This window comes from Agromyces sp. LHK192 (genome assembly GCF_004006235.1).
Taxonomy (GTDB): Bacteria; Actinomycetota; Actinomycetes; order Actinomycetales; family Microbacteriaceae; genus Agromyces.
On sequence record NZ_CP034753.1, the window covers coordinates 3,045,935 to 3,065,328 of the forward strand.

Genomic DNA, 19,394 nt, shown 5'->3' on the forward strand with positions numbered 1-19,394 from the left:
CCGGGCTCGGGCGGCCGGGCTCAGGCGGTCGGGGCTCCCGACGCGGCGCGTGCGGCGGCCCGAGCGGCGCGGCGCTGGTCGAGGCGCTTGCGGGTCGTGGTTCCCACCCCGCGGCGGATCAGCGCGTCGGCGATGACGAACCCGAGCCATCCGCCGACCCCGCCGCTGATCGTCGGGATGAGGATGGTCGCCGCGACGACACCCGGCACCATCGACGCGGCATCGAGCGCGAGCGCGACGGTCACGCCCCAGACCGCACCGTTGAGCACACCGCCCACGATGCACAGCCAGAGTCGCTGGATGCGGTACAGGGTGACGGCGAACACGATCTCGAAGAAGAACGCGTACCAGAGGTTGACGTAGATCGCCCGGAAGCCGTCGGGCTGGAACGGCCCCATCACGATTCCGGCGAACAGTGCGACGAGCAGGGTCGTACCGGGTAGCGGCAGCAGGCGCAGCGCGAGCGCCCACGGCACCACCCACAGGCCGAGCGTGACGCCGTTCATCCACGGGATCGCGGAGGTCGCGTACCCGATCCAGTTGCCGGCGATGAGCAGGATGGCCGTCGCCGCGGCGATCGCGGCCGCAGTGAGCAGGTACGACGTCGAATACGGCGAGGCGATGCGCGAGCGCGGCGCCGCGGACGTTCGGCTGTTCGCGGCGGGGTCGCTGCTCGCGGTGTGCGCGGTGGGTGCGCTGCCCACGGCGGGTTCGCTGCCCGCGGCAGGCGCGGGTGTGGTGGGCTCGGGCTCGGTCACGATCGACCATTCTGCCGCCTCGCCCTCGCCGCGTCGACCGCCCACGTCCGACATGTCGACCCATGACACCCCCGCCTGCTCGCCCTCGAGCGCACCCCGTCACCCTTCTGCTCCGACCGCCGCCCTCGAGTTCCGCCGCGCGAAGTTCGGAGCATCGCGCATACTCCGGAGGATCTCCGCACGATCTTCCGAACCTCGCGCAATCCTCCGAACCTGGCAGCCCGCACGCACCCCGCTCCAAGCGGGCACGCGGGCCACGAGACGCGCTCAGGGCAGGTGCAGGCCCTGCGCGATCGCGCGCAGCACGGTCCGTTCGACGTTGGGTCGTTCACGCACGACCTGGTGGTACGAGAACCGCAGGACGGTGTATCCGCGGAGCTGCAGCTCCGCATCGTGGGCGATGTCGCGGGTTCGCTGCGCGGACGACGCGGCATGGAACTCGAATCCGTCGATCTGCACGATCAGCCGTGCGCCGACCAGTCCGTCGACGCGGTGACCGGCGATCCTGACCTGTTGACGAACGGCGACACCGTGCCGACGCAACGCCGTGAAGATGTCCGTCTCGATGCCCGAGTCGGACAGGCCGGTCACGTGCTCGGCCATTTCGCGGGCCCGAACGGTGGTCCAGCGCACGCGTCGGAGCGCCTCGGGCGCCAGTCGCTCCGCTTTCGCGGCGGACTCCCATACGGCCAGGGCACGGTCGGGTGGCAGGCAGATCGCGAGGTGCGCGAGCGAGTCCTCGACCGTGCCGAGGAGTCCGGTGCGCGCGGCAGGCGCGATCGGCACGCTCCAGTGCAGGCGAGGCGGCGGGCCATGGTCGAGCCGAGCGGATCCGGCGTGCGGGAGCAGGTGCAGGTGGACTCCCCCATCCGCTCCCTCGGGGATCCACCAATGGCGGCGTCGTGCCAGCGACAGGCACGACAGTTTGCCGCCCGCAGCGGCGGCCGCGAGCAGGTCGGTCGAGGCCTCGGGGAGCGCGATCCACGCCCGGCGCACCATCGTCGCGCGGCCCGAGCGGACGAGACCGCGGACCTTCGCGATCGCGAAACCTGCGCGCAGCGCCTCGGCACGGTGCGCGATGCCCTCACGGGTGAGCAGCCAGGCCTCGAGTTCCACCCCTGCAGCCTGCCCTCGGCCGCCACTGGTCTGCCCCGAGTACCGGCGACCGTGCAGGCACGCGCGTCGCCTCCGGCTGTGGAGGAGTACTCCCCCACGGCTCGCGCCGCGCGAAGGTCGGAGGATCAGCTCGACCTCGGAGGATTCGGGCGGGATGCTCCGGACTTCGCGCGTTCCTCCGAAGTTCGCGCCGCCACGCCGCCGCCGCGACGCCGCCGCGCGCCCCTACCGCGTGTAGTTCGGCGCCTCGACGACGATCTGCACGTCGTGCGGGTGCGACTCCTTGAGCCCGGCCGGCGTGATCCGCACGAAGCGGCCCTTCGACTTCAGCTCCTCGACCGTGCGTGCGCCGACGTAGAACATCGACTGACGCAGCCCGCCGATGAGCTGGTAGGCGACCGCCGACAGCGGCCCGCGGTAGGGCACCTGGCCCTCGATGCCCTCGGGGATCAGCTTGTCGTCGCTCGGGACATCCGCCTGGAAGTAGCGGTCCTTGGAGTACGAGGTCTTCTTGCCACGGGTCTGCAGCGCGCCGAGCGATCCCATGCCGCGGTACGTCTTGAACTGCTTGCCGTTCTGGAAGACGAGCTCGCCAGGGCTCTCGGCCGTTCCGGCGAGGAGCGATCCGAGCATGACCGTGTCGGCACCGGCGACGAGCGCCTTCGCGATGTCGCCCGAGTACTGCAGGCCGCCGTCGGCGATGAGCGGAACCCCCGCCGGCCGCGTCGCCTTGGACGCCTCGTAGACCGCGGTGACCTGGGGCACGCCGACGCCCGCGACGACGCGGGTGGTGCAGATCGAGCCCGGTCCGACGCCGACCTTGACCGCGTCGGCCCCTGCCTCGACGAGCGCCTTCGCGCCCTCGTACGTCGCGACGTTGCCGCCGATCACGTCGATGTGCGCGAACGTCGGGTCCGCCTTCAGCCGGCGGATGATGTCGAGCACGCCCGCCGACTCGCCGTTGGCGGTGTCGACGACCAGCACGTCGACGCCCGCGTCGCGCAGCGCCTCGGCGCGCTCCCATGCGTCGCCGAAGAAGCCCATCGCGGCGCCCACGCGCAGGCGCCCCTCGGAGTCCTTCGTCGCGTTCGGGTACTGCTCCGACTTGTCGAAGTCCTTCACCGTGATGAGGCCGGTCAGGTGGCCCTCGTCGTCGACGAGCGGCAGCTTCTCGACCTTGTGCTGCGCGAAGATCGCGAGCGCCTCGTCGGGGTTCATGCCGACGCGGCCCGTGATCAGCGGCGCCTTGGTCATGACCTCGGAGACCTTGGTCGACGCCTTCTCGAAGTCGGAGACGAAGCGCATGTCGCGGTTCGTGATGATGCCGACGAGCACGCCCTCGTCGTCGACGACCGGCAGTCCGCTGACCCGGTACGTCGCGCAGAGCCGGTCGACATCGGCGACGGATGCCTCGGGCGACGTGGTGACCGGGTTCGACACCATGCCCGACTCGGAGCGCTTCACGCGGTCCACCATGTCGGCCTGGTCGGCGATCGAGAGGTTGCGGTGCAGGATGCCGATGCCGCCCTGGCGGGCCATGGCGATCGCCATGCGCGTCTCGGTCACGGTGTCCATCGCCGCAGACAGCAGCGGCGTCGCCACCGTGATGCGCCGCGTCAGCCGCGACGCCGTCTCGGCCTCGCTCGGGATCACGTCGGTGTGTCCCGGAAGCAGGAGCACGTCGTCGTAGGTGAGACCCGTGAATCCGAAGGGGTCGTGCTGGTCCATGTGGGCGCGCCTCCGTGTGCGACTGGTGCCGGCCGGAGTGGGTGCCGGCCGCGCGATCGGCATCGAGATCCACCGCCTCGACGGGATCTGCCGCGCGCGGTGTCTACCGATTCTAATGGCGGAGCCTGAGCGTTTATTCCGCGCCGACGGCGGCGCTCGGACCGTCGGGGAGGGCGTTCGCAGCGACATCCGATCTTCCGGCTCCGGTCGCAGGAAGTTCACGATTCCATCGCGGTTCTCGAAGTACGCACCGATGAAACACCGCGGACACACTACGCTCATAGCGTCTCCTTCGCAGACGACGAGACCGACGTCGGCTGCGTGTCCCGATCTGGAGGTTTCGTGAGATCCCCAACCCATGCCGTCGCGTCCCCACCGGGCCGCCTCGCCCGGCTGGTCGGCGTCATCCTCGCCGCACTCGCCGCCGTCATCGCCGTGCTGACACTCACGGCCGGTCCCGCCGCTGCCGCGGAGGGCGACCCCTACCGCATCAGCGGCAACGTCCAACTCGACGGAGAACCGCTCGAGGGCGTCGTCCTGATCGTCGACGGTCCGGGGGGTGAGCAAGAGGTCGAGACCGACGAGAACGGCCAGTGGCGCGTCAGCGTCCCGGAGAAGGACGACTACACCGTCACCCTCGACGAGGACACGCTGCCCGAGGGCATCGCGGTCGTCGACCCCGAGGACGACAGCCCCAACGAGAAGGAGGTCACCGTCGGCGCCGGAGGGCGCGTGACCGTGAACTTCTTCATCGGCGAGGGCGAACGCAACGTCACGAGCGTCTGGGACCAGTTCCTGCAGCGCCTCGTGCAGGGCATCAACTTCGGCCTCATGCTCGGACTCGCGGCAGTCGGCTTGTCGCTCGTGTTCGGCACGACCGGCATCTCGAACTTCGCCCATGGCGAGATGGTCACCTTCGGCGCGATCGCGGCATCGTTCCTCGTCAGCGCGGGATCCCTCGCGCTGCCGCTGTGGATCGGGCTGCCGGTCGCGGTGATCCTCAGCGCCCTGCTCGGGTACGTGCTCGACGTGATCCTCTGGCGACCACTGCGGCGCAAGCGCGTCGGCGTCGTGCAGCTCATGATCGTCTCGATCGGCCTCTCGCTCACGATGCGGTACATCTACCAGTACTTCATCGGCGGCGGCACGACGCAGCTCCCGTACGCCTCGGCGCCGAAGCTGGCCTTCGGGCCGATCCAGCTCAGCGTGATCGACATCGCCTCGATCATCCTGTCGATCCTCGTGATCGTCGGCTTCGCGCTCTGGCTCACGTACTCGCGCATCGGCAAGGCGACGCGTGCGATCAGCGACAACTCGTCGCTCGCGGCGGCATCCGGCATCGACGTCGACCAGGTCGTCCGCATCGTCTGGATCGTCGCAGGCGGCCTCGCCGGCCTCGCCGGCATCCTGTACGCCTACTACCGGCCCGGCATCAAGTGGGACATGGGCGCGCAGGTGCTGCTGCTCATGTTCGCGGCGGTGACCCTCGGCGGCCTCGGCACCGCGTTCGGCGCGCTGATCGGCTCCCTGATCGTCGGCGTCCTCGTCGAGGTCTCGGGCCTGTGGATCCCCGACGACCTGAAGTACGCGGGAGCGCTCGTCATCCTCATCGTGATCCTGCTGTTCCGCCCGCAGGGCATCCTCGGCCGACGCGAGAGAATCGGATAGGCGCGCACCATGGACTGGCTTCAGATCTTCTCCAATTCGCTCTCGTCGATCCTCAGCCCGGCGACCATCGGCTACGCGCTCGCCGCGCTCGGCCTCGCCGTGCACTTCGGCTACGCGGGCCTGCTCAACATGGGCATCGCCGGCTTCATGGCCATCGGCGCCTACGGCTACGCGATCTCGTCGCTCACCTTCGGATTCCCGTGGTGGCTGGCGATCATCGTCGGGCTCGTCGCATCCGCGGTCTTCGCGCTCATCCTCGGCGTCCCGACGCTGCGGCTGCGCGGCGACTACCTCGCGATCGTGACGATCGCGGCCGCCGAGGTCGTGCGACTGCTCTTCCTGACGACCGCGTTCGACGAGTACACCGGCTCTGCCGACGGCCTGTCGGGCTACCAGGGTTCGTTCCGCGACTCCAATCCGATCCCCGACGGCACGTACGGCTTCGGCCCGTGGGAGTACACCGCCAACGAGTGGTGGGTCCGCATCATGGGCCTCGTCACCCTCGCGATCGCCGTGCTCGTCGTCTGGATGCTCATGCGCAGCCCCTGGGGCCGTGTGCTCAAGGGCATCCGTGAAGACGAGGACGCGGTGCGCGCGCTCGGCAAGAACGCGTTCGCGTACAAGATGCAGGCCCTCGTGCTCGGCGGCGTGCTCGCCGCGGCCGGCGGCATCGTGTACGCGCTCGACCGTGCGGCGAGCCCCGGCGTGTACGTGACCTCGCTCACGTTCTTCGTCTGGACGGCCCTGCTGCTCGGCGGCGCGGCGACCGTGTTCGGGCCGCTGCTCGGCTCGCTCATCTTCTGGGTGCTGCAGACGTTCCTCTCGAACTTCCTGCCCGCACTCGTCCAGGCGGGTGTCCTCCCGTTCATGACCCAGATCCAGGCGGGCACGCTGCGCTTCATCCTCGTGGGCGTCGCGCTGATGCTGCTGGTGATCTTCATGCCACAGGGCATCCTCGGCAACAAGAAGGAGCTGACCTTTGTCAAGTGAGTTCCCGGCTCCCGACGAGCCCACGACGGCTGCCGACGCAGCCGCGACGGCCACGCCCACCGCGCCGGTCGCACGCCCCAAGACCACCGGTCTCCACGTCGGCGACGCGAAGCCCGGAGTCGCAAAGGTCGACCCGATCATCGTGGCCGACGGCGTCCGCCGCACGTTCGGCGGTCTCACGGCGGTCGACGTCGAGCACCTCGAGATCCCGAGGGGCGCGATCACCGCGCTCATCGGTCCGAACGGTGCCGGCAAGACCACGCTGTTCAACCTGCTCACCGGGTTCGACAAGCCGAACGAGGGTTCCTGGACCTTCGACGGCACGTCGCTCTCGGGCGTTCCCGCCTACAAGGTGGCGCGCATGGGCCAGGTGCGCACGTTCCAGCTCACCAAGGCGCTCGGCCTGCTGACCGTCATGGAGAACATGAAGCTCGGCGCCAAGGGACAGCGCGGCGAGCGGTTCTGGTCGAGCCTGATCCCGGCGGCCTGGCGCGGCCAGGACGCGCAGATCGAGGAGCGGGCCGAGACGCTGCTCCAGAAGTTCAAGCTGGACGCCAAGGCGGACGACTTCGCGGCGAGCCTCTCCGGCGGCCAGCGCAAGCTCCTCGAGATGGCCAGGGCCCTCATGAGCGAGCCGAAGCTGGTCATGCTCGACGAGCCGATGGCGGGCGTCAACCCGGCGCTCACGCAGTCGCTGCTCGACCACATCCTCGACCTGAAGGACGAGGGCATGACGGTGCTCTTCGTCGAGCACGACATGCACATGGTCCGCCACATCGCGGACTGGGTCGTCGTCATGGCCGAGGGGCGCGTGGTCGCCGAGGGCGACCCGTACACCGTCATGCAGGACCCGGCGGTCATCGACGCCTACCTGGGCGCGCACCAGGAGCTCGACCTCGGCGTCGTCACCGGGCGCTACGCGCCCGAGGGCGCCGAGGCGACGGCGGATGCCGCGGCCCGCGACGAGATCCTCGCGGAGGGTCTCGCAGAGCTCGAGGAGGAGGAGAAGTGACCACGACCGTCGAGACCGGCACGCCCGTCGTCGTCGTCGACGAGGTGCACGCGGGCTACCTGCCCGGCGTCAACATCCTGAACGGATGCTCCCTCGTCGCGAACCAGGGCGAACTGATCGGCATCATCGGCCCGAACGGCGCCGGCAAGTCGACGCTGCTGAAGGCGATCTTCGGCCAGGTCAACGTTCGCGAGGGCACCATCTCGCTCGAGGGCGAGGACATCACGGGACTCAAGGCGAACAAGCTCGTCTCCCGCGGGGTGGGCTTCATCCCGCAGACGAACAACGTCTTCCCGAGCCTCACCATCGAGGAGAACCTGCAGATGGGCCTGTTCCAACGGCCCGGCGTCTACAAGGAGCGCCTCGAGTTCGTGACGGGCATCTTCGCGGAGCTCGGCAAGCGCCTCAAGCAGCGCGCCGGGTCGCTGTCGGGTGGTGAGCGCCAGATGGTCGCGATGAGCCGCGCGCTCATGATGGACCCGAAGGTGCTGCTGCTCGACGAGCCGTCGGCCGGCCTGTCGCCCGTCCGCCAGGACGAGGCGTTCATCCGGGTCTCGGAGATCAACAAGGCGGGCGTGACCTGCATCATGGTCGAGCAGAACGCCAGGCGCTGCCTGCAGATCTGCGACCGCGGATACGTGCTCGACCAGGGCCGCGACGCCTACACGGGCTCGGGCCGCGACCTGCTCAGCGACCCGAAGGTCACCGAGCTCTACCTCGGCACGCTCGGCACCTGACGTGCCTGCCTGAACGGCCTGCGGGCCGTTCAGGTGCAGGGAAGGGGCGGGTCCGCGCAAGCGGGCCCGCCCCTTCCGCGTGTCGGCGGGCGGATGCTCCGTGCTCGCCTCGCGGCTACCCGCATCAGGGGGCCGCCAGGATGCGCCGGGCCGCCGCACCGTCCGCCTGCGCGGGGTGGGCACGGGCCTGGGCGCGCGAATCCGCCGGGTGCGGCTGGAACGCGCTGAGTGTGGCCGATCCGACGATCGCGCGCGGCGATATCGGCCACAGTCGGCGACTCCGGATCGGAGGCGGGCCGGGAGACGGAGACGGGCCTCAGGAGGCGCCCACGGGGCCTCGGGGACGCGCACACGGGCCAGGATGCGCAGACGCGCCGCGCCGCGCAGACGGATACCCAGGACGCGTAGACGCGCCGGAACGCGCTGAGGCGCCCCCGGGCACGCAGAAGGGCCCCGGGGCACGCAGGGGCGCCCCGGGCACGCAGGGGCGCCCCGGGCACGCAAGGGCGCCCCGGGGCACGCAGAAGGGCCCCGGTCCGAAGACCGGGGCCCGTGCGTTCGGGTCAGACCAGGGTCAGATCACCCCTCGTACGCCGCGTAGGTGTTGTCCTCGCCGTACTGGTAGATGCCGATCGACGCCTCGGTCGGGTCGCCCACCTCGTCGAAGGTGATCGGACCGGAGATGCCGTCGTAGTCGGCCGTGCCGCCGCCGATGATGATGTCGGCGCACTCCGCGAACGAGGTGCACTTCTCACCGTCGCCCTCGCCACCGGAGACCTCGGCCAGCTTCGCCGCGATGTCGGCGGAGTCGGTCGAGTTCGCGGCAAGCGCGGCCAGCGCGAGCAGCACGGTCGCGTCGAAGGACTCGGCAGCGTAGCTGTAGTCCTCGAGCGCCGGGGTGCCTTCTTCTTCGAGGAAGGCGTCCAGCTCACCGGTGAAGTCCGAGATCGAGTCGATCGACAGGCCCGGCAGCGTGCCCTTCGCACCGGTCAGCGAACCGGCGGGGAAGGTGCCCTCCTCGAAGTTCTTCAGGTTGCCGTCGACGAAGTAGAGCTTGTCGGCCGGGAACTGCCCGAAGAGGCTGGGGAGCATCGTCGAGACCTCGTCGAACGTGATCAGGGCGATCGCGTCGGGGTCGGCCGCGAGGACCTCGCCGATCTGGGCGTCGAACGTGGTGTCACCCGTGTTGTACGTCGGGGCCGCGACGACCTCGCCGCCGGCAGCCTCGAAGGCCTCGGTGACGTACTTCGCGAGACCGGTGCCGTACGAGTCGTTCAGCACGATGAGGCCGAGCGTCTGGTTGCCGTCCTCGGCGATCAGGTTGCCGAGCACCTCGCCCTGCAGCACGTCGGACGGCGCGGTACGGAAGTACAGGCCGTTGTCGTCGTACGTGGTGAACGCGTCGGACGTGTTCGCCGGCGAGAACTGGATGACGCCGGCACCGGTGACCTGGTCGATGAACTGCAGCGACGTGCCCGACGACGCGGCGCCGATGATGGCCGAGACGTCCTCGCCGAGGAGGCGGGGGATCTCGGTCTCGTAGGCCTTGTTGTCGGTGTCGCCGGAGTCGCCGTAGACGACGTCGAGCGTCAGGCCGGTCGTGTCGGTGACCTCGTTGATCTGGGCCGTCGCGTAGGCGACGCCGGCTTCCTCGGGCGGGCCGAGGAAGGCGAGGTTGCCGGTCTGCGGCAGGGCAGTACCGATCGTGAGCGCCAGCTCCTCACGGGGACCCTGGCTCTCCCCACCCGATGAATCCGTGTCGCCGCTCGCACAGGCCGACAGGAGGAGGGCGCTGGCCGCGGTGACCGCGACGCCCGTCCAGACCTTGCCACGCGAACGAGCGGGGCGGGATGTGCCGAAAACGCTCATGTTGCTCCTTGGGACTGAAGGAATTGGTTCTGATGCGCCCCGCAACGGGGACGCCGTCCTGTCACAGTACGTTCGGGGGCGGCATCCCAACAACGGATTCCGGTCACAACCCGATAACACCCGCCGAAACGTTACATTTGCGTCACATTCCACCGGGTCGGCGCACGAAGCCACGCGCGGCGAACCGCCCGAACGCAACGATCGCGCGCCCCCACTTCGGGTGGCGCGCGACCTCCGCGGAGCGGATCAGACGGGCTCGACCAGCTCCCGGCGCGCGGCACGGGCGTTCCGAGCGAGGTCGACCGTCAGCACGATGAGCGCCAGCCACACCAGCCCGAATCCGACCCATCGCTCGGGCGGCATCGACTCGTGGAGCACGTAGACGCCGACCAGGAACTGGATGAACGGGGCGAAGTACTGGATGAATCCGAGATGCGTGAGCGGGAGCCGCCTCGACGCCGCGGCGAAGAGCAGGAGTGGGACGGCCGTGACGGCGCCGGCGAGCAGCAGCAGGGTCGCATGCCACGCGCCGTGACCCCCGAGCGTGAGGCCTCCCGAGGTCGCCGCGACGACGACGAGCTGGACCGCCGCGACCGGCGCGAGCCACGCGGTCTCCAGCGTAAGCCCCGAGACGGCGTCGACCTTCGGCCCCACGCGCTTCTTGATCAGCCCGTACAGGCCGAACGAGAAGGCGAGGACGAGCGCGATCCACGGGAGCCGGCCGTAGCCGATGGCGAGCACGATGACCGCGACGATGCTGATTCCGACGGCGATCCATTGGGTGACTCGGAGCCGCTCGCGCAGCACGAGGACGCCGAGGAAGACGGTGACGATCGGATTGATGAAGTACCCGAGGGCGGCCTCGACCACCTGCCCGGAGAGCGTCGCGTAGACGTAGGTCTGCCAGTTCACGAAGATGAGCACGCCGGCGAGACCCATCGTGAGCACCACGCGGCGGTCGCGCAGCAGCCCGCCGAAGACCTTCCACGCACGCGTGACGGTCAGCAGGAGCGCGCAGAAGACGAGGGAGAGCAGGATGCGCCATGCCACGATCTCGAAGGGCCCCGTCGGGGCGAGCGCGAGGAAGTACACGGGCAGGATGCCCCAGAGCAGGTAGGCGGCGACGGCGTACGCGTAGCCCGCGCCGCCCTGCGCGGGTGCCGGGCGGGCGATCGCACCGGCGTCGGACGAGGAGGAGCTCACCGATGCAGCCTACGCGCGCCCGCCGACGCGGCAGGCATCCGCCGCAGTATCCCGTGCCTGCGGCCGGCACGACGTCCCGCGGGCATCGAAGCCGAGGCATCCGGTGCCCCGGACGCGACGAGGGCCGGTCACCAGACGGTGACCGGCCCTCGTGGAGTGCGTCGTGATCAGCGAACGACGACCGCGAGCACGTCGCGAGCCGACAGGACGAGGAAGTCCTCGCCGCCGAACTTGACCTCGGTGCCGCCGTACTTCGAGTAGATGACCTTGTCGCCGACTGCGACGTCGAGCGGAACACGGTTGCCGTTGTCGTCGATGCGGCCCGGGCCCACCGCGACGACCTCGCCCTCCTGGGGCTTCTCCTTCGCGGTGTCGGGGATCACCAGACCGGAGGCGGTGGTCTGCTCGGCCTCGACCTGCTTGATGACGATGCGATCCTCGAGCGGCTTGATGGAAACCGACACGGTTGACCCCTTTTCTGTGAGATAGGTGCTGTCTTGACGAAGACTGGGTTAGCAGCCTCAGTGCGAGAGTGCTAATACCGAGTGTAGGCAGTCTCTGGCACTCATGCAACGTGAGTGCCAGCGGACCTCGGTGCTAGCGTTGCCGGGTGGATCGCGCCGAGCTCGTCGAACTGCTCTCGCCCGAGGGCCTGCACCTGCTGGACGCCATGCCCGAGTGGGACTCGAAGGCCGACGTCGTGCGCCTGGTCGCCGACCTGCGCAAGGACGGCCACTCCCCCGGCCTCGTCGCGGCGGTCCTCAGCCAGGCCAGGCTCCGCACCCGCGCCCGGGCGAAGTTCGGCGAGTTCGCGCAGCGGATGCTCTTCACCGAAGCCGGCCTCGAGCAGGCGACACGCCTCAAGGTGGCCGCCCTGCACGCCGGGCGCTTCGCCCGGGCGGGCATCGGACACGTCGCCGACCTCGGCTGCGGCATCGGCGGCGACTCCCTCGCGATGGCCGCCGTCGACCTCGAGGTGACCGCCGCCGAGGCCGACGAGGTGACCGCAGCCATCGCCTCGTTCAACCTCACGCCGTTCGTGCGGGCCCGAGTGCTGCACGCCCGCGCGGAGGAGGTGCCGCTCGGCGGCATCGGCGGCGCCTGGCTCGATCCCGCTCGCCGGACCACCGCGGGCGGCAGGACGACCCGTCTGGCCGATCCTTCCGACTACACGCCATCGCTCGACTTCGCGTACGGCCTCGCCGACCGCATGGCGGTGGGCGTGAAGCTGGGGCCGGGCACCGACCGCGAGGTGATCCCGTCGGGAACCGAAGCGCAGTGGGTGTCAGTCGACGGGGATGTCGTCGAGCTCGGCGTCTGGTTCGGCCCGGTGGCGCGCCCGGGTGTCGGGCGTGCGGCGCTCGTCATCCGCGGCGACCAGGCGGCCGAGCTGACCGCGGGCGCCGACAGTGAGGATGCCCCGACCGGCCCGCTCGGCGACTTCCTGTACGAGCCTGACGGCGCAGTCATCCGTGCACGGCTGATCGGCGATCTCGCGCGGTCGATGGGCGGGTGGATGCTCTCCGACGGCATCGCGTGGATCACCGCGGACCGCGCCGTCGACTCATCCTTCGCCCGAGGGTTCCGCGTGCTCGAGCGACTACCCAATGACGAGCGGCAGCTGCGCCAGGCCCTCGCCGAGCGCCGGATCGGCACGCTCGAGATCAAGAAGCGAGGGGTCGACGTGGATCCGGCGACCCTGCGCTCGAAGCTCCGCCTCCGCGGTGGCGAATCCGCCACCATCGTGATCACCCGGGAGGGCGGACGGCGGGTGACCCTGCTCGTCGAGCGGATCTGAGCGGGCGTACCCCGCTGACGCGTCAGCTCGGCAGCGCGCCGATCCAGCCTTCGTACGTCAGCTCGGCAGCGCGCCGTACACGATGCGCGCCGGCAGCACCGCGCCGATCCAGCCTTCGTACGTCAGCTCGGCAGCGCGCCGTAGACGATGGCGTAGTAGCCGATCCAGACCGCCGAGAACACGAGCCCGGTGACGCCGGTTCCGATCGCGACGAAGGCGAGCGTGCGCCCCGATTCCTCGCGGCGCAGCCCCAGCACTCCGAAGATGATCGCGACGAACGTCAGCGGGAGCATCCAGCCGACGAAGAGCGACGCGACGGCTCCGATCGATCCGGTGACCGCGCCGACCCAGCTGTAGACCCGTCGCTGGACGTCTTCCTCTTCGATGTCGGCCGGAGCGGGTGCCGGCGCTGCGCGGTGCACGATGAGCAGCTGACCGGTCGGCAGCTGCTGCAGGCGCCCGGTGTCGAAGTTCTCCTCGAACTCGCGGCCGGGTCCGTCCGGTTGCAGCATCGCGTCGTCGGCCTGCAGCGTGGCACCGCCGGGGCGGTAGGGCGCGAGCGGGTCGGATTCGGCGGCACGGTCGACGAGCGGATCGGGCGGGATCGGCGCGCGGATGAAGTCGTCGTCCGCCGGGGCGGGTTCCGGCGACGGGCCGGAGGTCCCGCCGTCGGGCGGGACCTCGTGGCGTCCGTCGTTCATCGGAGCGCTCAGTAGGTGTAGGGGTTGGAGCCGATCGCGGCGAAGGTCAGCGCCCAGAGCAGGATCGACAGCAGGCCGATGGCGATGCCGACGAAGCCCAGGATGATGCCGGTCAACCACATGCCCCTCGCCTGCGGTTCCTTCTTCTTGCCCATGAAGCCGAGCACCACTGCCGCTGCCGGGACGAACAGCTGGAGGATGCCGCCGACGAACGGGATCCATACGACGGCGAGCGAGAACACGACGCCGACGATGCCGGCGATCAGTGAGATGAGGCTGAACACCGGGGTCGGCTTCGCGGGCGCGACCGGCGCGCCGTAGGCGGGTGACCCGTACGCGGGCGGCGCGGCCGGCGGCGTCGGGGCGCCGTAGGCCGGCTGGCCTGCGGGCGCACCGTAGGCCGGCTGCGGCCGCGGCTGCGGTGCCGCCGCGGCCCCTGCGGCCGCGGCGAAGGCCGGCGCCTCGGGTGCCGTGTACGCGGGCGGCTCGGGAGCGGCAGGCGGTTCCGGCGCGGCGGGCGGCTCGGGCACCGCGGGCGGTTCCGGCGCCGCAGGCGGCTCCGGCACGCTCGGCGGTTCCGCCGACGCGGCCACGGCCGGCTCGGACACCGCAGGCGGCTCCGGCACGCTCGGTGGTTCCGCCGATGCAGCCGCGGGCGGCTCGGGCACGGCGGGCGGCTCGGAAACGGCAGGCGGCTCTGACACGGCGGCCGCCTCGGAGGCGCTCGTCGGCTCCCCCGCAGCTTCGCCGGCCGGCACCTCGGGCTGCTCGCCGGGTTCCTTCGGATCGGTCATGTCGGTCCCTCCCTCTCGATGCGAGCCGTATCTCAGTAGGTGGTCACACCGGACGTCGCGGCGAGGCCGATGATGATCACGACGTAGACGACGAAGAAGATGATCCCCGCGACCAGTCCGACGTAGCCGATGATGAGGCCGGCGATCGCGAGTCCGCGCCCGTTCTCACCGGTCTTCTTGATCTGGTTGAGGGCGATGTGGCCCGTGATGATCGCCGCGAGCGAGATGAAGAACGCCGAGACGAGCGAGACGATCGCCAGCACGTTCGTGCGCGGCGCGGCGGGCGGGCCGCCGTAGGCCGGCGCCCCGTATGCGGGAGCCCCGTATGCCGGAGCCCCGTACGCCGGCGCACCGTACGGCTGCTGCCCACCGGCAGGAGCGCCGTACGCCGGCGCGGCGGGCGGCGCAGGCGGCGGCACGGGGGCGCCGCCGTACGGCGGAGGCGCCGCGGGGGTGCCGTTCGCCGGCGGAGTCGGCTGCCCAGGTGCGTTCGGGTCGGTCACGTGCGGCTCCTTCGGATGCTGCGGAATTCGGCGGCACGATGCGGTGCGCGATCGCGCGCGACATCCCCGCCCCTCGCGTTCACCCTAGCGCGACCCGCTCGCCCGCCGCGAGGGGAGCACTCCCCGTGCGTCACACGCGGATGTCGGTGACCGGCAGCGTCGAGTCCGCGCCGAACCCGAGCTCGGACGGCGCCCGCCCGGCCATCACCAGCTGCGCACCGAGGGCGGCGATCATCGCACCGTTGTCGGTGCACAGGGACAGCGGCGGGATCCGCAGCTCGACGCCCGCGGCGGCGGCCCGCTCCTCCGCCACCGCCCGAAGCCGGGCGTTGGCGACGACGCCGCCGCCGAGCAGCAGGCGCGGCACGCCGAGGTCGGCGCACGCGGCGAGCGCCTTGCCGACGAGCACGTCGACGACCGCCTCGCGGAAGCTCGCCGCGACGTCGGCCATGGGCACGGGTTCTCCGGCTGCACGGCGCTGCTCGACCCACCTGGCGACCGCGGTCTTGAGCCCGGAGAAGCTGAAGTCGTACCGGTGCCGTTCGAGGTCCTTCGGCTTCGTGAGCCCGCGCGGGAACCGGATGGCGGCCGGATCGCCGCCGATGGCGGCCCGGTCGATCTCGGGGCCGCCCGGGTACGGGAGGCCGAGGAGCCGCGCCACCTTGTCGAATGCCTCGCCGGCCGCGTCGTCGATGGTCTCGCCGAGCAACTCGACGTCGGAGACGAGGTCTCGCACGAGCAGGAGCGACGTGTGCCCGCCGGAGACGAGCAATGCGACCGTCGGCGTCTCGAGTGGCGCGTCGGAGTCCAGCAGGTCGGCGCCGACGTGCCCGACGAGGTGATTCACCGCGTAGAGGGGCTTGCCGAGCGAGAGCGCGAGTCCCTTGGCGGCGCCCACGCCGACCATGAGCGCTCCGGCGAGGCCTGGCCCGCTCGTCACCGCGACCGCGTCCAGGTCGTCGAGCGAGACGGATGCCTCGGCGAGCGCCTGCTGCAGCGTCGGGCCGAGCGCCTCGAGGTGGGCGCGTGCGGCCACCTCGGGGACGACGCCGCCGTAGCGTGCGTGCTCCTCCATCGATGAGGCGATGACGTTGGCGAGCAGGTCGGTGCCGCGAACGATGCCGATGCCCGTCTCGTCGCAGCTCGTCTCGATTCCGAGGACGAGCGGGGCCTCGCGGTTCACGGTGCCTCCTCGGTCGGGACGGGACGATCCACGGCCGTGGCGGCTGCGGCGGGCGCACCCGGGGCATCCGCCGTCGTGGTCGTCACCGGCGGGATGTCGAGCCGCATGCTGACCGCGTCGGCGCCGTCGCGGTAGTACCGCGGCCGCACGGCGAGGTCGACGAAGCCGAGGGATCGGTACAGGCGGTGGGCGGCCTCGTTGTCGGCGCGCACCTCGAGGAAGAGCCGCTCGGCGCCGCGGCGGCGCGCCTCGGCGACCTGCGCCTGCATGAGCGCTCGCCCGATGCCGAGCCCGCGCAACCGCTCGTCGACCGCGATGGTCTGGATGTCGCCCTCACCGGAACCGCGGGCCGCGAGCAGCCCGGCATAGGCGAGCACCGTGCCCGGCTCCTCGTCGTCGACGACGACGAGGTAGTGACCGTGCTCCTGCTCGAGCTCCCGTCGCATCATCTCGTCGCTCCAGGCGTCCTCGGGGAAGGTCGCCCGCTCGATGGCCATGATGCCGTCGAGGTCGGCGATGCCGGCCCGGCGGAGCATCCGGCTCATCGCAGCACCTGCTTGCCGGCCGACGGCGTCACGTCGGGCGCGCGGAGGTACATCGGCTCGTCGGCGGCGAGCGGCAGGCGCCCCGCGGCGAACGCGAGTTCGGCGAGCATGCCGACGGCGCCGGCTCGGACGAGCGAGGCGTCGTGGCGGACCGCGTGCAGGGGCACCTCGTCGCGCGGGAACAGCGCCGGGCCGGCGAGGCGCACCGGGAGTCCGGCGTCGTCGAGGCCGTCGTACTCCGAGACCGCGGATTCGCGGCGCCTGGCGTCGGTGACGACCTGGACCCGGCCCGGGCCGTGCTCGAGCATCCAGGCCCACGCGATCGCGTCATGGCTCGGGACCGGCACGAGGGCCCGGCCGATGCCGATCGCGAACGCATGCGCCGCGGCGATGCCCACGCGCAGGCCGGTGAAGGGCCCCGGGCCCATCCCTGCGGCGACGCCGGCGAGCGCGGTCGGCGCCACGCCGGCATCGTCGAGGGCGTCGCGGATGAACGCGCCGACGACCTCGGCGTGGCGCATCGCGTCGTCGGTCGAGTGCTCGGCGAGGATGCCGCCGTCGTGGTCGACGACCGCGACCGAGGTTCCGGTCGACGTGTCGATCGCGAGCAGCATGGTTCCAGCCTACGCGCCGGGCTGCGCGGTGCCGCCCGGCGTCGGGGCGGCGTCGGGCGCGACCTCGAAGGCCGTCCCGGCCCAGCGGGGGCCGTGCCCGACCGCGGTCACGACGCGCGGCTCGTCGGCATCGAGGTCTTCGTGATCGGCTGCGCCGGCGCCCCGGCCGGCGGGTTCGCCGCCGACCCGGCGCTCGATCACGATCTCCAGCCACGACTCGCTGACGCCGTCGAGCAGGCCGGCGCCCCACTCCACGACCACGACCGAGCGATCGAAGTCGAGGTCGAGGTCCTCGAGCTCCGCGGCGGAGCCGAGGCGGTAGGCGTCGACGTGCACGAGCGGGGCCCCGTCTCCCAGGTTGGGGTGCGTGCGCGCGAGCACGAAGGTCGGCGACTGCACCGGACCGCGGATGCCGAGCCCGTCGCCGATGCCGCGGGTGAGCGTGGTCTTGCCGGCACCGAGCGGCCCGGTGAGCACCACGAGGTCGCCGGCGCGCAGCGCCCGCCCGAGCTCGCGACCGAACCGTTCCATGGCCTCGGTGTCGGGCGCTTCGAAGCGCATCAGCGTTCCGCTCCGCCGACGTGGGTGCGCACGACCCTCGGCCCGACGCGCGTGACGACCTCGTAGCCGATGGTGCCCGCGGCCTCGGCCAGTTCGTCGGCCGTCGGCGCACCGGTCGCCGGATCCCCGAACACGACCACCTCGTCGCCCAGCCCCACCTCGTCGTCGCCGACGTCGACGATGCACTGGTCCATCGCGATCCTCCCGACGATCGGGTGGCGGCGTCCGCGGATCGTCACGTGCGCGCCCCGCTCGCTGGCGTGCCGCGGCAGGCCGTCGGCGTAGCCGACCGGCACGAGCGCGAGCGTCGTCGCCCGATCCGCGGTCCACAGGTGGCCGTAGGACGCCCCGGCCCCGGGTTCGACCCGACGCACCGCGGCGACCCGCGTGCGCAGGGTCATCGCGGGGACGAGTCCGAGCGCGGTCGCGGTGGTGCCGTCGCCGAACGGCGTGAGCCCGTACATCGCGATGCCGATCCGCACCGCGTCGTACCGGGCGTCCGGGTCGCGCCACGCCTCCTCCGACGAGGCGATGTGGCGGAGCGCGGGGTCGAGGCCTGCGCTGCGCGCGGCCTCAACCGCCCGGTCGAACACCGCGAGCTGGGCGGCATCCACGTCGCGGGAGGTGTTCGCGAAGTGGCTGAACACCCCGACGACGCGGATCGATCCGGCATGCTCGAGCTCGGAGGCCCGCGCGCACACGGCCGGCCACTCGGGTTCGGGCACGCCGTTCCGGCTGAGCCCGGTGTCGACCTTCAGGTGCACGGCGGCCGGTCGGCCGACGGCGACCGCAGCGTCCGCGACGCGCTCGAGCTGCTCGCGGCTCGACACGCCCACGTCGATCCCGGCTCTGATCGCCGGTGCGAACTCCGCGAACGGGTCGTGCAGCCAGGCGATGACCCGCGAGTCGATGCCCGCCGCTCGCAACGCGTACGCCTCGTCCAGGTCGGCGACCCCGAGCCCGGCGGCGCCGCCCGAGAGCGCGGCCCGCGCGACCTCGGCCGCGCCGTGGCCGTAGCCGTTCGCCTTCACCACCGCGATGACCGCCGCCGGGGCGACCCGGTCGGCCACCCGGCGCACGTTCGCCGTGATCGCGTCGAGGTCGATCACGGCCTCGCGCAACGGGCGGGCGCGGGCGGCGACATCCGGCGTCGTGGCATCCGGCGTCGCGGCATCCGGCGTCGCGGCATCCGAGGGGTCCGTCCCGCTCATCGCCGGCCGCCGTCGTCGAGTCGCTCGAGTACGACGAACGCGCTGGCGATGCCGGCGTCGTGGCTCATCGAGAGGTGCACCCGGTCGATGCCGAGCGTGCCGACGTGCTCGGCGAGCGCGCCGGTGAGCGCGAAGTCGGGGTTCCCGTCGGCGTCCTGGACGATCCGCATGTCGTGCCAGCGGATGACGGATGCCCCGCCGAGCGCCTTGATCAGGGCCTCTTTCGCGGCGAACCTGGCGGCGAGGGAGCGGGCCGGACGCCGGCGTTCGCTCTCAGCGAACAGCCGCTCGACGAGTCGCGGCGTCCGCTCGATCGACCGCTCGAACCGGGCGATGTCGACGACGTCGATGCCGATGCCCGCGATCACCGCCGACCTCCGAACAACGCCCCGTCTCCGATCAC

General features: G+C 71.4%; 20 protein-coding genes. 5 read left to right on the top strand and 15 right to left on the bottom strand.

Annotated elements, in window-relative coordinates:
• Window positions 1-20 precede the first annotated feature (20 nt).
• The 3 genes from ELQ40_RS13770 to guaB all read right to left on the bottom strand — a co-directional run bounded on the left by ELQ40_RS13770 (window position 21) and on the right by guaB (window position 3,602).
• On the bottom strand, window positions 21-827 hold the full coding sequence (locus ELQ40_RS13770; protein WP_127794199.1) for an ECF transporter S component: 807 nt from the start codon (window positions 825-827) through the stop codon (window positions 21-23).
• Between the two features lie 198 nt (window positions 828-1,025).
• Complete coding sequence (locus ELQ40_RS13775) at window positions 1,026-1,874, bottom strand: endonuclease domain-containing protein (protein ID WP_240665804.1); 849 nt, start codon at window positions 1,872-1,874, stop codon at window positions 1,026-1,028.
• 225 nt (window positions 1,875-2,099) lie between these two features.
• The gene (gene guaB, locus ELQ40_RS13780; RefSeq protein ID WP_127794200.1) at window positions 2,100-3,602 is read right to left on the bottom strand and encodes an IMP dehydrogenase; all 1,503 of its coding nucleotides are present in this window, start codon (window positions 3,600-3,602) and stop codon (window positions 2,100-2,102) included.
• 405 nt (window positions 3,603-4,007) lie between these two features.
• Here guaB and ELQ40_RS13785 point away from each other — a divergent pair, with 405 nt between their 5' ends.
• Genes ELQ40_RS13785 through ELQ40_RS13800 form a run of 4 tightly spaced genes read left to right on the top strand, consistent with a single transcriptional unit; the run spans window position 4,008 to window position 8,009 of the window.
• The gene (locus ELQ40_RS13785) at window positions 4,008-5,270 is read left to right on the top strand and encodes a branched-chain amino acid ABC transporter permease (RefSeq protein ID WP_370296793.1); all 1,263 of its coding nucleotides are present in this window, start codon (window positions 4,008-4,010) and stop codon (window positions 5,268-5,270) included.
• A gap of 9 nt (window positions 5,271-5,279) precedes the next feature.
• On the top strand, window positions 5,280-6,260 hold the full coding sequence (locus ELQ40_RS13790) for a branched-chain amino acid ABC transporter permease (protein ID WP_127794201.1): 981 nt from the start codon (window positions 5,280-5,282) through the stop codon (window positions 6,258-6,260).
• A complete protein-coding gene (locus ELQ40_RS13795; RefSeq protein ID WP_127794202.1) occupies window positions 6,250-7,272 on the top strand; it encodes an ABC transporter ATP-binding protein in 1,023 nt (340 codons plus the stop codon). The genes ELQ40_RS13790 and ELQ40_RS13795 overlap by 11 nt, the downstream gene beginning before the upstream one ends.
• Window positions 7,269-8,009, top strand: coding sequence for an ABC transporter ATP-binding protein (locus tag ELQ40_RS13800; protein ID WP_127794203.1), 741 nt, complete (start codon window positions 7,269-7,271; stop codon window positions 8,007-8,009). The genes ELQ40_RS13795 and ELQ40_RS13800 overlap by 4 nt, the downstream gene beginning before the upstream one ends.
• 579 nt (window positions 8,010-8,588) lie before the next feature.
• Here the strand turns inward: ELQ40_RS13800 and ELQ40_RS13805 are convergent.
• From ELQ40_RS13805 to groES, 3 genes are all read right to left on the bottom strand, one after another.
• Window positions 8,589-9,878 (bottom strand): ABC transporter substrate-binding protein, encoded by a 1,290-nt coding sequence (locus tag ELQ40_RS13805; protein WP_127794204.1) that lies wholly within the window; start codon window positions 9,876-9,878, stop codon window positions 8,589-8,591.
• Window positions 9,879-10,124: 246 nt separating this feature from the next.
• Complete coding sequence (gene rarD / locus ELQ40_RS13810) at window positions 10,125-11,081, bottom strand: EamA family transporter RarD (protein ID WP_370296404.1); 957 nt, start codon at window positions 11,079-11,081, stop codon at window positions 10,125-10,127.
• Between the two features lie 167 nt (window positions 11,082-11,248).
• Window positions 11,249-11,545, bottom strand: a complete 297-nt coding sequence (gene groES / locus ELQ40_RS13815; RefSeq protein WP_022889766.1) for a co-chaperone GroES — start codon at window positions 11,543-11,545, stop codon at window positions 11,249-11,251.
• Window positions 11,546-11,691: 146 nt separating this feature from the next.
• Here groES and ELQ40_RS13820 point away from each other — a divergent pair, with 146 nt between their 5' ends.
• Window positions 11,692-12,879, top strand: coding sequence for a class I SAM-dependent methyltransferase (locus ELQ40_RS13820; RefSeq protein ID WP_127794205.1), 1,188 nt, complete (start codon window positions 11,692-11,694; stop codon window positions 12,877-12,879).
• 122 nt (window positions 12,880-13,001) lie between these two features.
• On the opposite strand, the gene ELQ40_RS13825 is transcribed toward ELQ40_RS13820, so the two are convergent.
• The 9 genes from ELQ40_RS13825 to ELQ40_RS13865 form a co-directional block, all read right to left on the bottom strand.
• Window positions 13,002-13,580 carry a DUF4190 domain-containing protein gene (locus ELQ40_RS13825; RefSeq protein ID WP_127794206.1) on the bottom strand — a complete coding sequence of 193 codons (579 nt, stop codon included), beginning with the start codon at window positions 13,578-13,580 and terminating at the stop codon, window positions 13,002-13,004.
• An 8-nt stretch (window positions 13,581-13,588) separates the two neighbouring features.
• A complete protein-coding gene (locus tag ELQ40_RS13830; RefSeq protein WP_127794207.1) occupies window positions 13,589-14,374 on the bottom strand; it encodes a DUF4190 domain-containing protein in 786 nt (261 codons plus the stop codon).
• 32 nt (window positions 14,375-14,406) lie between these two features.
• Entirely contained in the window at window positions 14,407-14,877 is a 471-nt protein-coding gene (locus tag ELQ40_RS13835) for a DUF4190 domain-containing protein (RefSeq protein WP_127794208.1), read from the bottom strand.
• 130 nt (window positions 14,878-15,007) lie between these two features.
• Window positions 15,008-16,060 (bottom strand): tRNA (adenosine(37)-N6)-threonylcarbamoyltransferase complex transferase subunit TsaD, encoded by a 1,053-nt coding sequence (gene tsaD / locus ELQ40_RS13840; RefSeq protein WP_127794209.1) that lies wholly within the window; start codon window positions 16,058-16,060, stop codon window positions 15,008-15,010.
• Window positions 16,057-16,605, bottom strand: a complete 549-nt coding sequence (gene rimI, locus ELQ40_RS13845) for a ribosomal protein S18-alanine N-acetyltransferase (RefSeq protein WP_127794210.1) — start codon at window positions 16,603-16,605, stop codon at window positions 16,057-16,059. The genes tsaD and rimI overlap by 4 nt, the downstream gene beginning before the upstream one ends.
• Window positions 16,602-17,219 (bottom strand): tRNA (adenosine(37)-N6)-threonylcarbamoyltransferase complex dimerization subunit type 1 TsaB, encoded by a 618-nt coding sequence (tsaB, locus tag ELQ40_RS13850; RefSeq protein WP_127794211.1) that lies wholly within the window; start codon window positions 17,217-17,219, stop codon window positions 16,602-16,604. Before tsaB ends, rimI begins: the two co-directional genes overlap by 4 nt.
• Before the next feature lie 9 nt (window positions 17,220-17,228).
• Entirely contained in the window at window positions 17,229-17,780 is a 552-nt protein-coding gene (tsaE, locus tag ELQ40_RS13855; RefSeq protein ID WP_127794212.1) for a tRNA (adenosine(37)-N6)-threonylcarbamoyltransferase complex ATPase subunit type 1 TsaE, read from the bottom strand.
• Complete coding sequence (gene alr, locus ELQ40_RS13860) at window positions 17,780-18,991, bottom strand: alanine racemase (RefSeq protein ID WP_127794213.1); 1,212 nt, start codon at window positions 18,989-18,991, stop codon at window positions 17,780-17,782. Before alr ends, tsaE begins: the two co-directional genes overlap by 1 nt.
• Window positions 18,988-19,359 carry a holo-ACP synthase gene (locus ELQ40_RS13865; RefSeq protein ID WP_127794214.1) on the bottom strand — a complete coding sequence of 124 codons (372 nt, stop codon included), beginning with the start codon at window positions 19,357-19,359 and terminating at the stop codon, window positions 18,988-18,990. Before ELQ40_RS13865 ends, alr begins: the two co-directional genes overlap by 4 nt.
• Between the last annotated feature and the right edge of the window lie 35 nt (window positions 19,360-19,394).

Bases quoted from the DNA above. Each gene is read 5' to 3' on its own strand.
- rimI (WP_127794210.1), bottom strand. From the start codon at position 16,605: ATGAGCCGGATGCTCCGCCGGGCCGGCATCGCCGACCTCGACGGCATC.
- alr (WP_127794213.1), bottom strand. From the start codon at position 18,991: ATGAGCGGGACGGACCCCTCGGATGCCGCGACGCCGGATGCCGCGACG.
- tsaB (WP_127794211.1), bottom strand. From the start codon at position 17,219: ATGCTGCTCGCGATCGACACGTCGACCGGAACCTCGGTCGCGGTCGTC.
- guaB (WP_127794200.1), bottom strand. From the start codon at position 3,602: ATGGACCAGCACGACCCCTTCGGATTCACGGGTCTCACCTACGACGAC.
- ELQ40_RS13825 (WP_127794206.1), bottom strand. From the start codon at position 13,580: ATGAACGACGGACGCCACGAGGTCCCGCCCGACGGCGGGACCTCCGGC.
- ELQ40_RS13790 (WP_127794201.1), top strand. From the start codon at position 5,280: ATGGACTGGCTTCAGATCTTCTCCAATTCGCTCTCGTCGATCCTCAGC.
- tsaE (WP_127794212.1), bottom strand. From the start codon at position 17,780: ATGCGCTTCGAAGCGCCCGACACCGAGGCCATGGAACGGTTCGGTCGC.
- ELQ40_RS13830 (WP_127794207.1), bottom strand. From the start codon at position 14,374: ATGACCGATCCGAAGGAACCCGGCGAGCAGCCCGAGGTGCCGGCCGGC.
- ELQ40_RS13805 (WP_127794204.1), bottom strand. From the start codon at position 9,878: ATGAGCGTTTTCGGCACATCCCGCCCCGCTCGTTCGCGTGGCAAGGTC.